Raw genomic sequence first — 19493 nt, forward strand, 5'->3', positions numbered from 1 at the left:
CTCCGCGGCCGGGGAGCCCGTGGGCGCGGCGGACGACCCGGCCGCGCCGGTCAGCGCGGGGACGGCGGCCGAGGTCGGCCGCGCCGGGGACGCCGGGGCGGGACCGGCCGCCGCCCGGCGTGCGAGGGCACGCAGCAGCAGGGGGCGTACGGCCTCACCCACCGCCAGGGCGAGCACCACGTACAGCAGCAGCGCCAGCCACAGGTAACCCGGCCAGGCCAGCGTGCGCTGGAGCCAGAAGGGCAGACCCACCTGGACCGAGACGAAAGCGCCGATCGCCAGCACCGGCAGGACGATCACGGCGACGGTGCCCGCCCAGCGCGCCACGCCCCAGCGGACCGTCACGTCGCGAACCAGGCGACGCCACACGTACCAGTGCACGGCGACGAGCAGCGCGACGACCACCACCGCGCCGACAAGGGCGACCAGCACATTTCCTCGCTCTCACAGGTTCACACGCGGGATGCCCGGCCCGTCGACGGGGGGCGGGCCAGAGTCCACCCGCTCCGCCGAGCCTGGATTATGACGGCGATCCGGTCCAGGGACGGCCTTTCCTGGTACTGGGAGTACCAGGCTCGTCGCGCCCCGGCGCTGCGACCATGGAGGTATGAGCACATCCAGTGGGCTGGCCGAGGTCCTGCGCGTGTGGCGCGAGCGGCTGGCACCTCAGCGGGCGGGCCTGCCGGCCGGCCCCGCCCGGCGGACCAAGGGACTGCGGCGCGAGGAGCTGGCCGTCCTGGCCGGGGTGTCGGTGGACTACGTCGTCCGCCTGGAACAGGGCCGCGCCGCGGCCCCCTCGGCGCAGGTGTGCTCGGCCCTCGCCCGCGCCCTGCAACTGAACGACACCGAGCAGGAGCACCTGTTCCACCTGGCCGGGCTCGCCACCGGCGGCGGGCGCGTCAGCAGGCTGGTGCCGGCCAACGTGCGCCGCCTGATCGACCGTGTCGGCGACCGGCCCATGGCCGTCTTCGACGCGACGTGGACCATCCTGCTGTGGAACCCGGCGTGGGCCGCCCTGGTGGGTGACCCCTCCGGGCTGCGCGAGGAGGAACGGAACGTGCTGTGGCTGCACTTCGCCGGCCGGGCGAACCCCCGCGTCCGCATCACCTCCGAGACCGAGGCGTTCGACGCTTCCATGGTCGCCGACCTGCGCCGCAGCGCCGGCCGCTACCCGGACGACCCCGATCTGCGGCGGCTCGTCGCCCGCCTGATGGAGCGCAGTGAGCAGTTCCGCGACCTCTGGCGGCGCCATGAGGTCGCGGAGCACGGGCCGACCGCCAAAGTCATCGAGCATCCCGTCGTGGGGCGGCTGCACCTGGACTGTGACGTGCTCGCCGCCCAGCGCGGCGACCTGCGTGTCGTCATCTACAGCGCCGAGCCGGGCAGCGAGTCCGACAGCAAGCTGGCCCTGCTCGCCGCCCTCGGCGACCGGCGGGTGACACGCGCCGTCCCGGGCCGGACCGGCGCGGCCGGTCCGGCCCGGGACGGGTGACACGGCTCGGTCACGCGCCCGGCCGGCGAGCCGACCGGGACCGCCTTGCCTCGCGGCGCTCCCGCACACCCGGCTCGCGAGACGGGCGCGGGGCTTGTCGGCCCCTGGACCCGCACCTCCGCCCTGCAAGGGGATGGCCCGAGGTGTTCGCCGAGAGCCTCGCCCGGCTGCGCGCTCACCTGTACGCCGACCCCTCCGGCCCGCGTCCCACAAGGGTGCGCGTGCACGTCGGCGGCGACAACGCCTGGCGGGACCTCGACGACTGGCCGCCGGCCACGGCCGTCGGCCCCTGGTTTCCCACCGCGCAGGGGCATCTCACCCGGCAGGCTTCCACGGACTGCGCACCACTGACGTCGTTCCGCTACGACCCGGGTGACCCCACCCCGTCCCTGGGCGGACCTCTGCTCTCCCGTACCGCCGGTCCTCGCGACAACAGCAGCCTGGAGGCCCGGGAAGACGTTTTGACGTGCACCGGCCCCCCGCTGACCGAGCCCGTGGACATCCTCGGACCGGTCTCGGCGCGGTTGAGTATCTCCACGGACACCGGTCATGCCGACGTTTTCACCTGCCTGTGCGACGTGGACCCGCAAGGCCGCTCCGTCAACATCTGTGACGGGCTGAGCCGACTGCGGACGGACGGGCAGGAGCCGTCGCAGATCACCGTGCCGATGAGCTCGACCGCCCGCAGATTCGCCGTCGGTCACCGCATACGCCGGCAGATCAGCGGAGGCGCCCATCCGTGCTACGCCCGCAATCCCGGCACCGGGGAGCCGCCGGTGGACGCCACCGCCTTCACACCGGTGCGCATCACGCTCCACACCGACTCGGCGCTGATCCTCGCGGTGCACGGCCACAGTTCCGCACTCAGCCCTGCGGTGATCGGCTGACCAGCCGGACCCGACGGCCCGGCTCGCTCCTCGGCGCCGTCTTCGTCGTCCAGGCCGACCGCCTCCGGGTCGCGCGAGGCGCGCACGGGACGCAACGCGCTGGGCGGCGTGCGGGCCGCGGCCGCGGGCCGAGCGGCGGCCGGCGGCGGTGGGCACCCCGCCGTTTCCGCGCCCCTGCCACGGGCGAGCGACGTGGTCGAGAGGCAGGGCTGCGGGCCTACTCGAAGAACTTCAGGCTCCATCCGGTGTCGGTGTTCGCGCCGGGAACATTGGCGCGGCGGTAGGTGGTGCCGCCCCACCAGCAGAAGGTGCCGGTGTACCAGTGCCGGTTCTCCCACGCGTACGGCGTTCCCTCCGGGACCGCGTGGTACATCAGCGGGAACGTCGGGCCGGCCGGCGGGCTGGTGGCGATGTCGCCGTCGAGCAGGGCGAACGTGTGGTGACCGGGGCCGTCGGCGTGCAGGGTCGGGTCCCAGCCGGACATCATCGTGGCCCGGTCGGAGCCGAACAGGCAGCCGTTGGACTTGTACCAGTCCCACACGTACGTCGGGTCGCCGCCGGCCCGCAGCCTCAGGTCCGCGAGGCAGTACTGGCCGCTCCAGCTGCCGTTGGCGGAGTACACGACGTGCAGCTGCCCATGGGGGTCCTTGATGGCCTCGGGGGCCTCGTTGATGAACGGGTTGCCGACCACCCGCTCCCAGCTCTCCCGCGGCTGCGAGATGACGTACCGCGCGCCGGTCGGCGTGGTCGGGCTGCTCATCCGGGCGATGTAGAGGTTCTGCTCGACGTTGGTGTCACCGGCCCAGCCGGACCAGACGAACCAGCGCTGCCCGTTGAAGGTGAACAGGGTGCCGTCGATGGCCCACTTGTCGTCCGGCAGGGCCAGCTTCGTGGCGGCCGTGTAGCCGCTGTCCGGGCCGGCGGAGCTGATGACGTACATCCGGTGGGCCGGGCCGCGGCCGGCCGAGAAGTAGATGTAGTAGCGGCCGCCGTCCCGTACGATCTCAGGGGCCCAGACCTCGCCGAGGTTGCCGGTGTCCGACCAGACCTGCCGGGCGGGCGCCGAGGCCAGCGCGGCCGTCGACGGAGCCTGCCGGACGGCGATGCCGCCACCGGTGGACTGCACCGAGACATAGGTGCCACCGACCCGGAGCACACTGGGATCCGCGGCGCGCAGGGCCGTCTGACCTGCCTGGGCCGTGGGTGCGGACGTCAGTGCCAGCACCGCGGCGAGGACACCGGACACCAGCACGGCGACGGCGCCGGACAGGCGGCGAGTAGGTTTCATGGTCCCGTCTTCCCTCGTCGGCCTCCGCTTCGGCGCCCGGGGCCGCGGGGGACGCCCGCGCGGTGGGGACGCCCGGCCGGGATCGCTGGGGAGGACACCGAAGGGCGATCCAAGGCCGTCCGGGGCCCGATGAGCGCGGGCCCCGCCACCTCGACGCGACTCCTTACATCGATGGAAGAGCGCTCCCACAGCATCCGGGCGGGTCGCGGACATGTCAATGGTCCGTTCCGTACCGAACCGCCGACCGGGCGCGGCCCCGTGCCGCGAACCCCGGAGGCCGGACGCCGGGCTCCCCGGGAGGCCGTGGGGCCTCCCGGGGAGGGCAGCCGGCCCCGCTGCGGTCCTTCCGTCGCGGCGGCCGTGCGCTTCGGGCGCCCACGGGGTCAGGTCCGGAGCGCGCCGCGGACGCCGGTCGCCAACGGCGGAGTGACCGTCCGGCGGTCGGCGCGTCCCGGGGTCAGGGTCCGGGACGCGCCGCCGGCGGGGCCGGCTGCGGCTCTGGGGTGTCCGGCCGGCCGGATCAGGAGGCGCCGCGAGCCCGGCCTGATCGCCGAGACGCGAGTCTCACGAAAGGTCCTTTCGGGAGTACTGTGCCGGTCCGTGGGGGGTGCCGTTGTCCTCGGTCCTCGCCCGTGCGCCGTCGCGCGCCCCGGGCGGGCCGGGGCGCGCGACGGCGCCGGACGGTGTTACTGGGTGAGCGGGGCGAGCTTGGGGTCGTTGGCGTAGGCCTCGGCCGCGTTCTCCTTGGTCACGATGACCGGCGGGAGGAGGTGGGCCGGGACGACCTTGGAGCCGTTGTCGTACGACGTGGTGTCGTTGATCTGCGGCTCGTCGCCCTTCTGCAGGGCCTTGACCATGTTGATGGTCTCGGTGACGAGCCTGCGGGTGTCCTTGTTGATGGTGGAGTACTGCTCGCCTGCCATGATCGACTTCACCGACTCGACCTCGGAGTCCTGGCCGGTGACGACCGGGACCGGCTTGCCGGCGCCCTTCACCGACGTGAGGACCGCTCGGGCGAGGGTGTCGTTCGGGGACAGCACGCCGTCGAGCTTCTTGGCGCCGTCGTAGGTCGAGGTCAGCAGCGAGTCCATGCGCTGCTGGGCGTTCTCCGCCTTCCAGCCCTGGATCGCGGTCTGCTTGATGTCCGTCTGACCCGACCCGACAACGATGTCACCCTGGTCGATCAAGGGCTTCAGGACATCCATCGCGCCGTCGAAGAAGACCTTGGAGTTGTTGTCGTCCGGCGAGCCGGAGAACAGCTCGATCGTCCACGGGCCCGTGGGCTTCTCGGCCTTCATGCCGTCGACGAGGGCCTGCCCCTGCAACTGGCCGACCTTGAAGTTGTCGAACGCGATGTAGTAGTCGACGTCGGGCGAGTTGGTGATGAGGCGGTCGTAGGCGACGACGGCCGCGCCGGCCTGCTTGGCCTGGGCCACCTGGGTGGCGAGCTGGGAGGCGTCGGTCGCGCCGATGACGATCACCTTGGCGCCCTTGGTCACCATGGAGGAGATCTGCGCCTGCTGGTCCGCGACGGTGGTGGAGGCACCCGCGTACTGCACGTCGGCCTGGAAACCGGCCTCCTTCAGCCCGTCGGTGAACAGGTCTCCGGCGAGCACCCAGTTCTCGGAGGTCTTCGCCGGCAGCGCGACGCCGACGAGGGCGTCCTGCGCGAAGCCCTGGGCGTCCGCGGCGGCGTCGGTGCCGGTGGAGCCCTCGCGTTCGTTGGAGCATGCCGTGCCCAGGGCGAGCAGGGCGACGGCGCCGGCCGCGGCGATGCCTCTGGTGATGATTCTGCGCATGGTGAGTCGAGCCTTTCGAAAGCGGTGTCGCTGTGGGTGTGCCGCGGTCCGGCGGCGGGGTCGCGGTCCGACGGGTCGGCCCGCGGGAGGTGGTGCGATCAGCCGGCGACCGGCGTCTTGTCGGGATCGGCGGTCTGGCTGGCCAAAGCGGCCGGTACGGCCAGCTCCTCCCTGCGGAAGGGGCGCATCAGCGTCCCGATGATCGAGAAGCGGCCCTGGCGCTTGTTGTAGACGTCGAACGCGACGGCGAGGAGGAGGACCAGGCCCTTGATGATCTGGACCATGTCGGAGCCGACGCCCTCCAGTTGGAGGCCGTTGTTGAGCAGGGCCATGACCAGGCCGCCGACGATCGAGCCGCTGACGGTGCCGAGGCCGCCGGAGACCGCCGCGCCACCGATGAAGACGGCCGCGATGGCGTCGAGTTCCCAGCTCAGTCCGTCCTGCGGGCCGGAGGCCGCGGACCGTGCCACGAAGATCATGCCGGCCAGGGCGGCCAGGACGGACATGTTCATCATGACCATGAAGTTGACGCGCTTGAGTTTCACACCGGACAGCTCGGCCGCGCGGGCGTTGCCGCCGACGGCGTAGATGTGCCGGCCGCCGATGGTGTTGCGGGTGTAGTACGAGTACGCGAGCACCAGTGCGATCAGGATGATGCCGGAGATCGGCAGGCTGGTGCCGATGCGGCCGCCGGCGAAACGCAGCGTCGCGAAGACGATGACGCCCAGCATCACCGCGAGGCGGATGCCCGTGACCCACAACGGCGGAACGTCGGCGTTCATCTCCCGGCGGGTCTGCCGCGCCCTCCACTCGCGCCACACCATGCCCGCGCAGGCGACGATGCCGAGCAGCAGGGTCAGGTTGTTGTAGCCGGTGTCCGGGCCGACCTCGGGCAGGAAGCCCGCGCCGATCTCGCGGAAACCCTCGGGGACCGGCACGGTGTCGGCGTTGCCGATGTACTGGTTGCCGCCGCGGAACAGCATCATCCCGGCCAGGGTGACGATGAAGGCGGGCACCCCCACGTAGGCGACCCAGAAGCCCTGCCAGGCACCGATCACCGCGCCGACGAGCAGGCCGAGCACGATGCCGAGGGGCCAGGGCAGGTCGTACTCCTGCATCGCCTTGGCGACCACGATGCCGGTGAACGCCGCGACCGAACCGACCGAGAGGTCGATGTGCCCGGCCACGATCACCATGAGCATGCCGATGGCCAGGATCAGGATGTAGGAGTACTGGCTGACGACCGCGATCAGGTTGCCGGAGGTCAGGGTCAGGCCGCCGGTCCAGATCTGGAACAGCAGGACGATCGCCACGAGGGTGAAGATCATGCCGAACTGGCGGGCGTTGGAGGTGGTGCCTCCGAAGAGGTTCTTCTGCAGGTCTTTGAGTCGGCTCATGGCGTCGGGCTCTTCTTCATAGCGGTCATCTGCTTCATCAGCAGTTCGGGGTCGGCGTCACGGCGGTGGACCTCGCCGGTGATGGTGCCTTCGAACACCGTGTAGATGCGGTCGCACAGTCCGATCAGCTCCGGCAGCTCCGAGGAGATGACGACGACGCCCTTCCCCTGGCTCACGAGCCGCTGGATGATGCCGTAGATCTCGTACTTGGCGCCCACGTCGATGCCGCGGGTGGGCTCGTCGAGGATCAGCAGGTCCGGGTCGGTGAACATCCACTTCGCCAGCACGACCTTCTGCTGGTTGCCGCCGGAGAGCTTGACGACGCCCTCGTCCACGCTGGGGGTCTTGATCCGCAGACTGGTGCGGTAGTCCTCGGCGATCCGGTGCTCGCGCACCGGGTCGACGACCCCGCGCCTGGTGATCTTCGACAGTTTCGCGGCCACCATCGAGGTCTTGATGTCGTCCAGCAGGTTGAGGCCGATCGACTTGCGGTCCTCGCTGACGTAGGCGAGCCCGTGCCGGATGGCGTCCGCCACCGACTTCAGCTGGATCTCCGTGCCGTCCTTGAAGACCTGGCCGGACAGCCAGCTGCCGTAGGAACGGCCGAACAGGCTCATCGCGAGTTCGGTGCGCCCGGCGCCCATGAGGCCGGCGAAGCCGACGATCTCGCCGCGCCGGACGGTGAAGGTCGAGCCCTTGCACACGAGCCGTTCGTCGGAACTCGGATGCCGTACCGTCCAGTCGCGGACCTCGAAGAAGACCTCGCCGATGTCGGGCGTGCGGTCGGGGAACCGGCTGCTGAGCTCGCGGCCGACCATGCCCCGCACGATGCGGTCCTCGTTGACCCCGTCCGCCTTGACGTCGAGGGTCTCGATGGTGCGGCCGTCGCGCAGGATCGTGATGCTGTCGGCGATCGCCTCGATCTCGTTCAGCTTGTGCGAGATGATGATCGAGGTGATGCCGCGCGCCCGGAACCCGCGCAGCAGGTCGAGCAGGTGCTGGGAGTCGTCCTCGTTGAGGGCCGCGGTCGGCTCGTCGAGGATGAGCAGCTTCACGTCCTTGGCGAACGCCTTGGCGATCTCCACGAGCTGCTGCTTGCCGACGCCGATGTCCTTGACGAGCGTGTCGGGGTCCTCCTGGAGCCCCACCTGCTCCATCAGCTCCAGCGCCCGGTGCTGGGCGGCCTTCCAGTCGATCGAGCCGCGCCGGCGCGGCTCGTTGCCGAGGAAGATGTTCTCGGTGATCGACATGCCCGGCACCAGGGCCAGCTCCTGGTGGATGATCACGATGCCGGCCTGTTCGCTGGCCCGGATGCCGGAGAACCGCACCTGCTCGCCGCGGTAGACGATCTCGCCGGAGTAGCTGCCGTGCGGGTGGACCCCGCTCAGCACCTTCATCAGGGTGGACTTGCCGGCGCCGTTCTCGCCGCAGATCGCGTGGATCTCGCCCTCGCGGACGGCCAGGTTGACGTCGGCGAGCGCCTTGACGCCGGGGAAGGTCTTGGTGATCGACCGCATCTCCAGCAGGGTCGGGGCCTGGCTCATGAGCAGGGCTCCGCACTGCTCGGACCCCGGCGAACGCTCGGCTTCGAGCGCTCGGGGACGCGGGTTCGCGTGGACATCAGCTTGCCTCCGACGGCACCGCCCGGTGCCTCGTGTCCGTGGGTGTGACGACTGCGTCGGGACACTAAATCCATTTGTTTTACTAAGTCAATGGCCCGTGAGGATATGTTTGTCCGGGGCTACCGGAAAGGACCGTCCGTGCGGCAGGCAGGAACGAATCTCCCCAAAGTGGGGCGCTACAACCGGGCGGTGGTCCTGGACCAGATCCAGCTGGCCGACGGCATCAGCCGGGTGGAGATCGCCGAGCGGACCGGCCTGACCCCGCAGACGGTCTCGGGCATCGTGCGCCGCCTGCTCGACGAGGGCATCGTCCGCGAGGACGGCGCCAGCCGGGTCTCCAGCGGCGGCAAGCCGCGCACCACGCTGCGGCTCAACGCGGGGGCGGGCAGCGCGGTCGGGCTGCACTTCGACCCGGTCGAACTGACCTGCGCCGTGGTCGACCTGCTGGGGCGGCCCCTGGTGGTCCGGAGGCGCCCCACGCCGCACGGCGCCGACCCCGCCTCCGTGGTGGCGACCATGGCCGAACTGGTCGCCGAGGTGCTGGGCGAGGCCGACGTCCCGCGTGAGAGCATCCTCGGCCTGGGTCTCGCCACCCCCGGGCCGATCGACCAGGAGCGCGGCATGATCGTCGCTCCGCCCCAGCTGGCGCACTGGACCCGTGTGCCCCTGCAAAGCATGCTGAGCGAGGCCACCGGGCTGCCGGTGATCCTGGACAACGACGCCACCGCCGCCGCGGTCGGCGAGCGCTGGTCCGGTGCGGGCCGGGGCGTGGCGAACTTCGCGTATTTCTTCTTCGGCACCGGCATCGGCGGCGGGCTCATCCTCAACCACCAGGTGTACCGGGGTGGGTCGCTGAACGCGGGCGAGTTCGGCCACTCGTCCGTGCTGCCCGACGGGCCGGAGTGCTACTGCGGCAACCGCGGCTGCCTGGAACGGCTGGTCAATCCCTCGGCGATCGTCGCCGAGGTGCACCGCCGGCTCGCCGACCGCCCCCGGGCCGACAGTGTGCTGTCGCAAGCGTTCGACCGGGATCCGTCCTCGGTCGACCATGCCGCGATCCAGCTCGCCGCCGCGGCCGGCGACCCCGTCGCCACCGCGGTCGTCGACGAGGCCGCCGAGCGCGTGGCCTCGGTCGCGGTCAGCATCGTGAACTTCATCGACGTGGACCTCATCGTCCTCGGCGGCCACGGCATCCAGCACGTGGAGTCGCGGTACGTCGACGTGGTCGCCGCGGCCCTGGCCACCAGGCCGCTGTCGCGCAGCATCCGTGTGGCGGCGGTCGAGGCGTCCCCCCTCGGCACGGACGCCGCCGTGGTGGGCGGCGCCGCGCTCGTCCTGCACTCGACGTACTCGCCACAGCTGTCCGCGCTGCTGGCCGGCTGAACGCCGCCCGGCTCAGCTGTCCGCGCGCCGACCGGACGGCACCCCGGCGCACGACGGTCCGCGCCGTGGCCGACCGCACGTCGGACCGGCGCACGACGGTCCGCGCGGCAACCGGCCCCACGGCGGCACGGCACACGAGCCCGCACCGCCGGCCGAACGACCGCTCCCCCGCGTTGCCCGCGGGCCGACCAGTGCCCGGCCCGGCTCTCCACGCCACCGGCCAACCGCTTGCCGGCGCACCGGACCCCACCGCCGGCCGACCGGGCACCGCCCGGCCCGGCCCTCCACACCCCCGGCCGAGTCAGCACTCCCCGGCACACCCGGCCGCTCCCCCGCCCACCGGACCCCACCCCCATCGGCTGATCACCGCCCGGCCCGGCCCTGCACACCGCCGGCCGGCCGAACGCCTCGCGGCGCACCGGATCCGGCGGCCCGGCGGCCCGGTTCAGCCGCCGCCCCGGCCGCCCCGGCCCAGCCGCGCCGGCGGCGCGGGGAGCGGCGCAGCGGGAACCAGATGCTCGCGGCCAGCCGGGCGCGCTGGGTGAGCACGGTGTACGGGACCGGGGTGCCGCCCCGCTCACGGACCAGGTCCTCCAGGTGGTCGCGCAGCAGCCACACGTCCTGCGGCCGCACCGGCGGCTCGACGGCGAGGGCGGCCCGCAACTGCTGCTCGTCGAAGTCCAGTTCCGTGCGCACGTCCTCCGGGGTCGTACCGGCGAGGCGCAGGTTGGCCCACAACTCCTCGCTGGTGCGGGCGCGTTCTTGCTCGTTCAGTGACAACTCGTCCTCCAGTCGACCGGAACGCCTCGGCGTTCGCCGTCCGGTTGCGCCGTGCACCGGGCGGCACGACGGAGACATCCACCGCCACGGGGTCCGGACGCGGCGCCCCGGCCGCGCGGCCGGGCCCGCGGGCACTCCACGGACAACCGCCGACCTAGTCATAGTACATCCTCATAGTGAGGACCCTCATAAGCTTGGCCGTCCAGACGGTGCCGACGACAGTCCGTGACGACCGGCCGACGCAGTGGTGCACGAGGTCTGGACAGCCGCCCGGGCGCGTGTTGTCATTCCGCTGGCACCAGATTTCCAACGTTGGAAGAGTCACCTGGCCGCGTCCGTCGCCGGTGCTCACCGGCCGTACCGGGGGTTCCGAGGGGACCTCCGTGACGGGGCCCGCTCCGCGGCCTCTGCGCGAGGAAAGGTTCGATGACAAGACGACACACCCGCCCACGGGCCAGCGTGTGGGCGCTGCTGACAGCGGCCGCCCTGGTCCTCCCGCCGACCGGCCTGGCCGCCACCGCGTCGGCGGCGGAGCCGGCCGCCGGCGCCCCGGCCTCCGCCGCCGAGCAGGCCGACGTCCAAGTGCACGGCCTGAAGGGCGAGTACTTCCGCATGTCGGCGCCCGGCGCCCGGGACTTCGCCCAGCTCGGCGGCACCCTGCTCGACCCGCAGATCAATCTCTCCGGCCTGACCAGCACCTTCCAGGAGCTGACCGGCAGCGCGGAGCACACCACCGCCCGCTGGACGGGCCAGATCGAGGCCCCGGCCACCGGCGACTACACCTTCCACGCCATCGGCGACAACGGCTTCCGCCTCTTCATCGACGGTGAGCCGGTCATCGACCACTGGGTGGGGGACTGGGACAACGAACAGACCAGCGCGTCGATCCGGCTGGCCGCCGGCGAGAAGCACGACTTCCGCCTGGAGATGTTCCAGGACGTCGGCGGCGCCAGCATGTATCTGCGCTGGTCGACCCCGACGATGCCCAGGCAGCTCGTACCGATGTCGGCGTTCACCCCGCCGGCCGGCTTCGAGGTCTACCCGGTGGACCTGTCCGTCTCCGAGGACGGGCGCCGGGTGCGCGCCCGGTTCGAGGACGCGGTCGGCGGTGTGGAGGGGGTCGCGGACCACCTGAAGGTCGAGGCCGACACGACCGCCATGCCGATCGAGTCGGTCAGGACCGTGCGCGGGGACCGCACCTCGCTGCTCATCACCCTCGCGGAACCGATCCAGCAGAACCAGCTGGTCCGGTTCGTCTACGACGGTGCGGGCGCTCTGACGGCCGGCGGCGAGAGCGTGCCGAGGGTCCTGCGGTTCGCGGACAACGCCTCCACCCACCGGCTCACCACCCCGTGGGGCGACCGGCTCGACGAGAAGAACCCGCTGCCGGAGTACCCGCGCCCGCAGCAGGTCCGGTCGAAGTGGAAGAACCTCAACGGTCCCTGGCAGTTCAGCGCCGTCGAGGCGGGCGAGCAGCCGGTGTTCGGCAAGGACCTGGACGAGAAGATCATCGTGCCGTTCCCGGTCGAGTCCCAGCTCTCCGGGCTGGAGCGGCACGAGGACCACATGGTCTACCGCAAGCTCGTCGACGTGCCGAAGGGCTGGAAGGTCGGCGAGGCCGGCCAGGACGGCAACCGGCTGAAGCTCAACTTCGGTGCCGTGGACTACCACGCCCGCGTCTTCGTCAACGGCACGGAGGTGGCCGAGCACACCGGCGGGTACGACGCCTTCAGCGCGGACATCACCGACGCGCTCGAGGGAACCGGCCCGCAGGAGATCGTGGTCGCGGTCACCGACACCGGCGGTGCCGACCAGCCGATGGGCAAGCAGTCCCGGAACCCCAGCGGCATCTTCTACACCCAGTCGTCCGGCATCTGGCAGACGGTCTGGATGGAACCGGTCGCACCGGCTGCCGTCGATAGCGTCGTCACCACACCTGACATCGACACCAGCAGTCTCGCGGTGACGGTCGAGTCCGAGGACGCCTCCGCCGGGGCCCGGGTGGAGGCCGTCGCCCGCGACCGGCGCGGCAAGATCGTGGGCAAGGTCAGCGGGCCCGCCAACAAGGAGCTGCGCCTGCCCGTGGCGGACCAGCACCTGTGGAGCCCCGACGACCCCTACCTCTACGACCTCGACGTCCAGCTGGTCGACGGAGACTCGACCGACGAGGTCGGCAGCTACTTCGGCATGCGGAAGATCGGCATCGAGAAGGTCGGCGGCTTCCAGAAGCTGGTGCTCAACGGAGAACCCGTCTTCTCGCTCGCCACGCTCGACCAGGGCTTCTGGCCCGACGGGCTGTACACCCCGCCGAGCGACGCGGCCCTCGCGTTCGACCTGAAGGCGCACAAGGACCTCGGCTTCAACGCCGTGCGCAAGCACATCAAGGTGGAGTCGCCGCGCTGGTTCTACCACGCCGACCGCCTCGGCCTGCTCGTCTGGCAGGACTTCGTCTCCGGCAACATCACCGGCGAGACCGGGCAGCGGGCCTTCGTCGACCAGGGCATGGAGATGATGCGGGAGCACCACAACGCGCCCTCCGTGATCGGCTGGATCGTCTTCAACGAGGGCTGGGGCGAGTGGGACCGCACGGAGAGCGGCCGGATCGCCGAGTCCGTCAAGGCGGCCGACCCGTCCCGCGTCGTCAACGCCCACAGCGGTGTCAACTGCTGCAACTCCAAGGGCGACTCGGGCAAGGGCGACATCATCGACCACCACGACTACGGCAACGACGACCCGCCGTTCCCCGACCACCGGGCCGCGCTGGACGGTGAGCACGGCGGCTTCACCCTGCGCACCCCGGGCCACATGTGGCCGGGCGCCCCGACGGTGATCTACAGCGGGGTCAACACCAAGGAGGAGCTGACCCGCCGGTACGTCGAGAACACCGAGCGGTTCTACCTGGAGCAGGCCGGCGCCGAGCTCTCCGGCTCGGTCTACACGCAGATCTCCGACCTGGAGAACGAGCTCAACGGCCTGTACACCTACGACCGCCGGGAGATCAAGGTCGACCCGGCAGCGGTCCGCGAGGTCAACCTCAAGGTCCTCGCGGCCGGTGCCGCCGCGGGCGAGCGGCAACCGCTGAAGGGCGGCGGGCACTGGTCCCTGGACGAGGGCACCGGCACCACCGCGCGGGACGAGGGCCCGAACGGCAAGTCCCTGACGCTCACCGGGGGCACCACCTGGACCCCGGGCGTCAGCGGCAGCGCGCTGGAGTTCGACGGCCAGGGGCAGTACGCCGAGACCGACGGCCCGGTGCTCGACACCACCGACAGCTACTCGGTGTCCGCCTGGGTGCGGCTGGACGAGCTCCCCGGCAACTACGCCACCGCCGTCAGCCAGGACACCCGGCGCCAGGCCAGCCCGTTCTACCTCCAGTACGGGCAGGGCGCCTTCGCCTTCAGCACGCCGGGCGAGAACCGCGCCCGGCTGGTGACCACCCCGGAGCCGGGCCGCTGGTACCACCTCGTCGGCGTGCGGGACGCCGCGCGCAACGAGATCAGCCTGTACGTCGACGGCCGGCTCGCGGCGACCGCGCCCGGCGGGACCGCCTACCCGAGCACCGGCGGTCTGGCCGTCGGCCGGGCCCAGTGGGACGGCGCGAACGCCGACTTCTGGAACGGGGCGGTGGACGAGGTCCACGCCTACGACAAGGCGCTCACCGCCGAGGAGGTGAGCGCGCTCCACACGGACGAGCAGCCGTAGTCCGGACGGCACGGGCGGCCCCGGCGGGAGCGGTACTCCCCCGCCGGGGCCGCGTGCTGTGCGCCGCCCAGCAGCCGGAGCCGGAGCCGTGCTCGGCCAGGCCCCGGCGGAACGCCGCCCGGGCCTCGGTGTACCGGGACAGCCTCCCGTCGGCGAACCAGGCCGAGTCGGGCGGGAAGTCGAAGCTGCCGTCGGCGATGCCGTCCCAGCCGTAGCGGACGTCGAGATTGACGTAGGTGGCGGTGGTGATGGCGCCGGACAGGTCGTGCGTGCCCGGCAGGTTGGGGACGGGACCCCGGCAGTCGAGCAGCCCGAAGAGGCGCTCGGTCCACAGGGCGCCGCGGACCGGCTCCAGGCCGCTGGTGTTCCCGGCGTCGTCGGTGAGGTTCATCAGTCCGCTCTCGGAGACGACCATCCGCTTGCCGTGGTCCTTGGCGAACTTCATCATCCTCAGCACGTTGCCGTCGTGGTCCCAGCCGTCGGCAACGTCGATCCGACGGTGCCGACGATCGGGGCGACCGACTGGGCCGGCGCCCGCGCCGCCACCGAGCACCTGGTCCAGCTCGGCCACCGCCGGATCGCCCATCTCACCGGACCCCGGCAGCTGTTGTGCGGCCGCGCCCGGGCGGACGGCTGCCACGCGGCCATGGAGGAGGCGGGACTGACCGTGGCCGAGGGGGCGGTGCGGCACGGGAAGTTCACCGACCGGTCCGGGCACGCCGCGACGGCCGCCCTGCTCGAGACGCCGAGCGGGCCGGACGGCCGCTGCCCACCGCCGTGTTCGCCGCCGGCGACCTCCAGGCCTTCGGCGCCTCTACGGCGTTGCGCGAGCGCGGTCTGCGCATCCCCGAGGACATCGGCGTGGCCGGCTTCGACGACGTGCCGGTGACCCGGTGGAGCGACCCGGCGCTGACCACGGTCCGGCAGCCGTTGCAGGAGATGGCCGCCATGGCGGCGGCGGCCCTGCTGCGGCTCGTCGACGGCGAGGACGTGAACCTGCCCCGTGGGAGCTCGCCACCCAGTTGGTGGTCCGCGGCAGCACGGCGGCGCCCGTGGCGGTCACGGGCGCCGGTTGAGCGGGGGATCACTGGGCCGGGCTGATCGCCACGTTGTCGAAGGAGGCGGAGGTGTCGAAGACCCGTACGCCGTTGGCGCCGCTGCGGTAGGTGCCGTCGGTCACGGAGATCTTCGGTGTCGCCATGTCGTCGACGTACACCCGGATCGACGCGCCGACGGCCGTCACCCGCAGCCGGTGCGTCGAGCCGGGGGCGACGGATGTCTGGGCGGTCCCGAGCTGGGTCCAGTCGTCGTTGGCCCGGCCCAGCACCACCCTGCCGTTCGGGCCGATGCCCGCGTAGTAGCCGGAGTAGCTGTCCCAGCCGACGCCCGGCCGGGTCACCCGGAACGCCAGCCCGGCGTCGCCGCCGCTTCCGTGCGGCGTCACGTCGGCGTCGTAGGTGAAGTCGGCGAAGTCGGTGTCGAGCAGGGCCTTGCCGCCCTGGGACTGCTCCACCCGGTAGCGCCCGTCGCGGACCGACCAGGACCCGCCGTAGGTCCTCCAGCCGAGCGCGTTGCCGTCGGCGAAGTTGTCCTTCACCTGCATCCGCACTGGCCGGATGGTGCCGTCGGCGTTGAAGTACAGGCGGTCGTAGGCGAGTTGACGGTGGTTGCCGTCGGTCTCGCTGAGCGGGCGGCGGTGGTAGACGATGTACCAGGTGTCGGTGCCGGGGACGTTGACGACGGAGTGGTGGCCGGAGCCGCGGGCGACGGCGGGGTCCTGGGCGAGCACCTTGTCGATCTTGCGGAAGGGGCCGGTGGGTGAGTCGGCCATGGCGTAGGAGACGGAGTAGTCCGGCCCGGTCCAGGCCCCCTCGGACCACATCAGGTAGTACGTGCCGTTGCGTTCGAACATGAAGGAGCCCTCGGTGTAGTTCTCCGGGGTGATCTCCTTGTAGGTGGTGCCGTCGGGGAAGGTGCCCAGGCTGGTCATGTCCGGGTTCAGCCTGACGACGTTGGCGTGGTGCCAGCCGCCGTAGTACAGGTACGCCTGGCCGTCGTCGTCGATGAAGACGTCCTGGTCGATCGGCTGGGCGCCGTTGTGGAACTGGGAGACGAGGGGCCGGCCGAGGGCGTCCCTGTAGGGACCTTCGGGGCGGTCGGCGACGGCGACGCCGATGCCGCCGAGCTGGGAGTCGTTCTGGATGTCGTTGGCGGCGAAGTACAGGTAGTACCTGCCGTTGCGCTGGATCGGGGCGGGCGCCCACAGGGCGTACCTGGCCCAGGAGATGTCGGCGGTCCTCAGCACGTTCGGGTGCTTGGTCCAGTTGACCAGGTCGGTGGAGGAGAACGCGTCCAGGTAGGTCTGCTCGTGGTACCCCTTGGACGTGGTGGGGAAGACCCAGTAGCGGTCGCCGTAGACCACGGTGTCCGGGTCGGCGTACCAGCCGTCGACGAAGGGGTTGCCCGCTTCCGCGGTGGTGTACTCGGGCGCGGCGGCCGCCGCGGAGGGCGACAGCGTCACCAGCAGGCAGCCGGCGAGCAGGGCGGCGCAGGCCCTGGCCACGCGGCCGGTCGGGGTGGCGGTCATGGGAGGGCTCCCGTGAAGTGTCGGGGCGGTGGACGAACGGCCGGGGGGGCGGCGGCGCCGGGTGACCCGCCGCCCACCCTGTGATGGGATCGCTGTGCGCCGGTCACGGCGCCCAGGGGGCCTCCACGGCCCAGGTGGTGTCCTCCGTGAAGAGGGCCGGGTTGTCCCAGGCGTGCGTGCCGCCGGGGGTGGCCAGCCACAGCTCGGAGTTGCGGTGGCGCAGATACTGCTCGGGGAAGTTGTACGCGGACAGCCGCACCGCCCCGTTCGCGCCGCGCACCGGGCAGAAGGTGGCGTCGGCGCGGAACACGTCGCCGCTGCCGGCCTCCCGGTAGACGCGGTACTCGCGGTGGCGCAGGTACTCGCCGGGGTAGTTGCGCGACTCGAAGCTGTAGCAGCCGCTGTACGCCAGTCCGGGGACGATCCTCCAGGTGGCGTCGTTCTTCAGCAGGGCGTCGCTGCCGCTGCCGACGACCTCCGTGTAGACCGCGCCGTCCCGGTGGCGGACGTACCGGTCGGTGTGGCCGGGCGTGGTCACCCGCAGCGACCGGTACTGGCCGGAGGGCAGGGTGAGGGGCGCCGTCGATCCGCGGGAGGCGTCGATGAGCGCGCGGTTGGCGGCCCGGACGCGGGCCTCGTCGACCTTCACCACCTGGCGGTCGTAGGTGAGCAGGCCGTTGACCTCGTTCTCGATGTCGGTGATCTCGGTGTAGACCGCCGCGGACAGGCCGCGCGGCATGCGCACCTCGCGGATCGCGTCGATCAGCCCGACGAACCGGTTGTTGAGGTGGGCGAGGCTGGGCTGGTCCTCGTAGCTGAATCCGCCGCCGGGGTACCACTCGTGCCCGGCCACCTTGTGGCCGAGGCCGCCGAACTCGCCGAGGACGGCGGCGCGGGTGGCGCTGGGCACGGTGGTGCCGGGGCCCACGTAGACGTGGTGGTCGACGACGTCGCCGTTGCCGCCGTCGACGGAACCGCAGCAGTTGACCCCGCTCATGTTGTTGACCAGCCGCGAGGGGTCGTAGGCCTTCACCTCGTCGGCGATGCGGGCCTGGTCGTACTGGCCCCAGCCCTCGTTCTGGTTGACCCACATGATCAGCGACGGGGAACTGCGGTGCTGGTCGATGATGCGGTCGTACTCGGCCTCCCACTGGGTGCGGGCGGCGGCGTCGGGGGTGCGCAGGTCCATGGAGGGCATGTCCTGCCAGACCAGCAGGCCCAGCCGGTCGGCCCAGTAGAACCAGCGCTGCGGCTCGACCTTGATGTGCTTGCGGACCATGTTGAAGCCGAGGTCCTTGTGCTTTTGCAGGTCGTACCGGAGGGCGGCGTCGGTCGGCGCGGTGTAGAGGCCGTCCGGCCAGTAACCCTGGTCCAGGGTGCCGGTCTGGAAGACGAACCGGCCGTTGAGGACCGGACGCAGAACGCCGTCGACGCGGGCGATGCCGACGGAGCGCATGCCGGTGTAGCTGCCGACGGTGTCGACGGTGGTGCCGCCGGAGAGCAGGTCGGCCCGCACGTCGTAGAGGAAGGGGTCCTCCGGGGTCCACAGCCGCGCGTTCGGCACCGGGACGGTGAACTCGGTGCCGACCGGGCCGGTGGCCGTGGACACCGTCGTCCCGCCGGTGGAGACGGTGACCCGGGCCTGGTGGCCGCTGGTGCCGGCGCCCCGGACGGTGACCCTGAGCCGGTTGTTCGCCGGGTCCGGGACCATGTCGAGGCGGGTGATGTGCGCGGGCGCCGTGGGCTCCAGCCACACGGTCTGCCAGATGCCGGACGCGGCGGTGTAGAAGATGCCGCCGCCGGGGTGCGGGGCGACGTCGCGGATCCGCTGCTTGCCGACCGCCTGGCCGCCGGTCTCGGTGGGGTCCCAGACGGAGACGACGATCGTGTTGGTGCCGCCGTTGAGCAGGCCGGTGATGTCGTACGAGAAGGCGTCGTAGCCGCCGCTGTGGGTGGCGCCGGCCTCGCTGCCGTTGACCCACACCGTCGTCCGCCAGTCACTGGCGCCGAAGTGCAGCTGGACCCGGCGGCCGTTCCAGTTCGACGGGACCGTGAAGGTGCGCTTGTACCAGAGCTTGTCGTTCTGGGTGATCCTGCGCTGGATGCCGGAGAGCGCGGACTCGGCGGCGAACGGGACCCGGATCTGCTCGGGGAAGGAGGCGGGCTGCGCGGCGGCGGCCGGGGTGACCGCGAAGTCCCAGACGCCGTTCAGGCTGGCCCAGTCGGGACGGGTCAGCTGCGGGCGCGGGTACTCCGGGAGCGGGTTGTCGACGGGGACCTGGTTCGTCCACGGGGTGGTCATCGGCGCGGGCTTGGGGGTCCACGCCCGGGGCGCGGCGGTCGCGGTGCCGGTGGCCGTGAGGACCGTGCCGCCGACCAGGGCCAGGGCCGCCAGCGCGGTGGTGGCCCGGCGCGCCCGCCGTCTGAACCAGCCGACGGGCGTACGCAGTGCGGGTAATGCTCGACGCATCGTGACTCCTTGGCTGAGGAGGTGGGGAGACGTGCGCGTGCGGGACACGGCCGGCGGGAGCGAGGCCGGCCGCCTGGAACCGGACG

General features: G+C 71.8%; 13 protein-coding genes and 2 pseudogenes. 6 read left to right on the forward strand and 9 right to left on the reverse strand.

All coding sequences use genetic code 11. The features are described from left to right. Positions 1-432 (reverse strand): annotated as a pseudogene (locus ACFF45_RS31405) (metallophosphoesterase); the annotation flags it as partial. Between the two features lie 175 nt (positions 433-607). Here ACFF45_RS31405 and ACFF45_RS31410 point away from each other — a divergent pair. Together ACFF45_RS31410 and ACFF45_RS31415 are read left to right on the forward strand one after the other, a co-directional pair. Continuing rightward, positions 608-1492, forward strand: a complete 885-nt coding sequence (locus tag ACFF45_RS31410; protein WP_381350191.1) for an MmyB family transcriptional regulator — start codon at positions 608-610, stop codon at positions 1490-1492. A gap of 93 nt (positions 1493-1585) precedes the next feature. Further along, positions 1586-2379: pseudogene (locus tag ACFF45_RS31415) on the forward strand (CocE/NonD family hydrolase); the annotation flags it as partial. A 217-nt stretch (positions 2380-2596) separates the two neighbouring features. Here ACFF45_RS31415 and ACFF45_RS31420 read toward each other — a convergent pair. From ACFF45_RS31420 to mmsA, 4 genes are all read right to left on the reverse strand, one after another. After that, the gene (locus tag ACFF45_RS31420) at positions 2597-3667 is read right to left on the reverse strand and encodes a glycoside hydrolase family 43 protein (protein WP_381350193.1); all 1071 of its coding nucleotides are present in this window, start codon (positions 3665-3667) and stop codon (positions 2597-2599) included. A gap of 686 nt (positions 3668-4353) precedes the next feature. After that, on the reverse strand, positions 4354-5466 hold the full coding sequence (locus tag ACFF45_RS31425) for a substrate-binding domain-containing protein (protein WP_381350194.1): 1113 nt from the start codon (positions 5464-5466) through the stop codon (positions 4354-4356). Positions 5467-5564: 98 nt separating this feature from the next. After that, entirely contained in the window at positions 5565-6863 is a 1299-nt protein-coding gene (gene mmsB / locus ACFF45_RS31430) for a multiple monosaccharide ABC transporter permease (RefSeq protein ID WP_381350196.1), read from the reverse strand. Next, positions 6860-8407 (reverse strand): multiple monosaccharide ABC transporter ATP-binding protein, encoded by a 1548-nt coding sequence (mmsA, locus tag ACFF45_RS31435; RefSeq protein WP_381350198.1) that lies wholly within the window; start codon positions 8405-8407, stop codon positions 6860-6862. Before mmsA ends, mmsB begins: the two co-directional genes overlap by 4 nt. Before the next feature lie 216 nt (positions 8408-8623). Between mmsA and ACFF45_RS31440 the strand changes: the two genes are divergently transcribed. Further along, positions 8624-9868, forward strand: a complete 1245-nt coding sequence (locus tag ACFF45_RS31440) for an ROK family transcriptional regulator (RefSeq protein ID WP_381350199.1) — start codon at positions 8624-8626, stop codon at positions 9866-9868. Positions 9869-10231: 363 nt separating this feature from the next. On the opposite strand, the gene ACFF45_RS31445 is transcribed toward ACFF45_RS31440, so the two are convergent. Beyond that, entirely contained in the window at positions 10232-10648 is a 417-nt protein-coding gene (locus ACFF45_RS31445) for a DUF2316 family protein (protein ID WP_381350200.1), read from the reverse strand. A 426-nt stretch (positions 10649-11074) separates the two neighbouring features. Between ACFF45_RS31445 and ACFF45_RS31450 the strand changes: the two genes are divergently transcribed. Further along, the gene (locus ACFF45_RS31450) at positions 11075-14350 is read left to right on the forward strand and encodes a LamG-like jellyroll fold domain-containing protein (RefSeq protein WP_381350202.1); all 3276 of its coding nucleotides are present in this window, start codon (positions 11075-11077) and stop codon (positions 14348-14350) included. Here ACFF45_RS31450 and ACFF45_RS31455 read toward each other — a convergent pair. Further along, on the reverse strand, positions 14304-14798 hold the full coding sequence (locus tag ACFF45_RS31455; RefSeq protein ID WP_381350203.1) for a hypothetical protein: 495 nt from the start codon (positions 14796-14798) through the stop codon (positions 14304-14306). The genes ACFF45_RS31450 and ACFF45_RS31455 overlap by 47 nt on opposite strands. A 51-nt stretch (positions 14799-14849) precedes the next feature. On the opposite strand from ACFF45_RS31455, the gene ACFF45_RS31460 reads away from it, so the two are divergent. Both ACFF45_RS31460 and ACFF45_RS31465 read left to right on the forward strand, forming a co-directional pair. Beyond that, entirely contained in the window at positions 14850-15239 is a 390-nt protein-coding gene (locus ACFF45_RS31460) for a substrate-binding domain-containing protein (RefSeq protein WP_381350221.1), read from the forward strand. Beyond that, on the forward strand, positions 15128-15451 hold the full coding sequence (locus ACFF45_RS31465) for a substrate-binding domain-containing protein (RefSeq protein ID WP_381350205.1): 324 nt from the start codon (positions 15128-15130) through the stop codon (positions 15449-15451). The genes ACFF45_RS31460 and ACFF45_RS31465 overlap by 112 nt, the downstream gene beginning before the upstream one ends. Here ACFF45_RS31465 and ACFF45_RS31470 read toward each other — a convergent pair. After that, entirely contained in the window at positions 15435-16937 is a 1503-nt protein-coding gene (locus tag ACFF45_RS31470; RefSeq protein ID WP_381350206.1) for a glycoside hydrolase family 43 protein, read from the reverse strand. The two genes, ACFF45_RS31465 and ACFF45_RS31470, sit on opposite strands and share 17 nt — an antisense overlap. A 103-nt stretch (positions 16938-17040) precedes the next feature. Then, positions 17041-19407, reverse strand: a complete 2367-nt coding sequence (locus ACFF45_RS31475; protein WP_381350208.1) for an AbfB domain-containing protein — start codon at positions 19405-19407, stop codon at positions 17041-17043. Positions 19408-19493 lie beyond the last annotated feature (86 nt).

Origin of the sequence: Streptomyces cinereospinus (assembly GCF_042430725.1) — a bacterium.
Classification (GTDB): domain Bacteria; phylum Actinomycetota; class Actinomycetes; order Streptomycetales; family Streptomycetaceae; genus Streptomyces; species Streptomyces cinereospinus.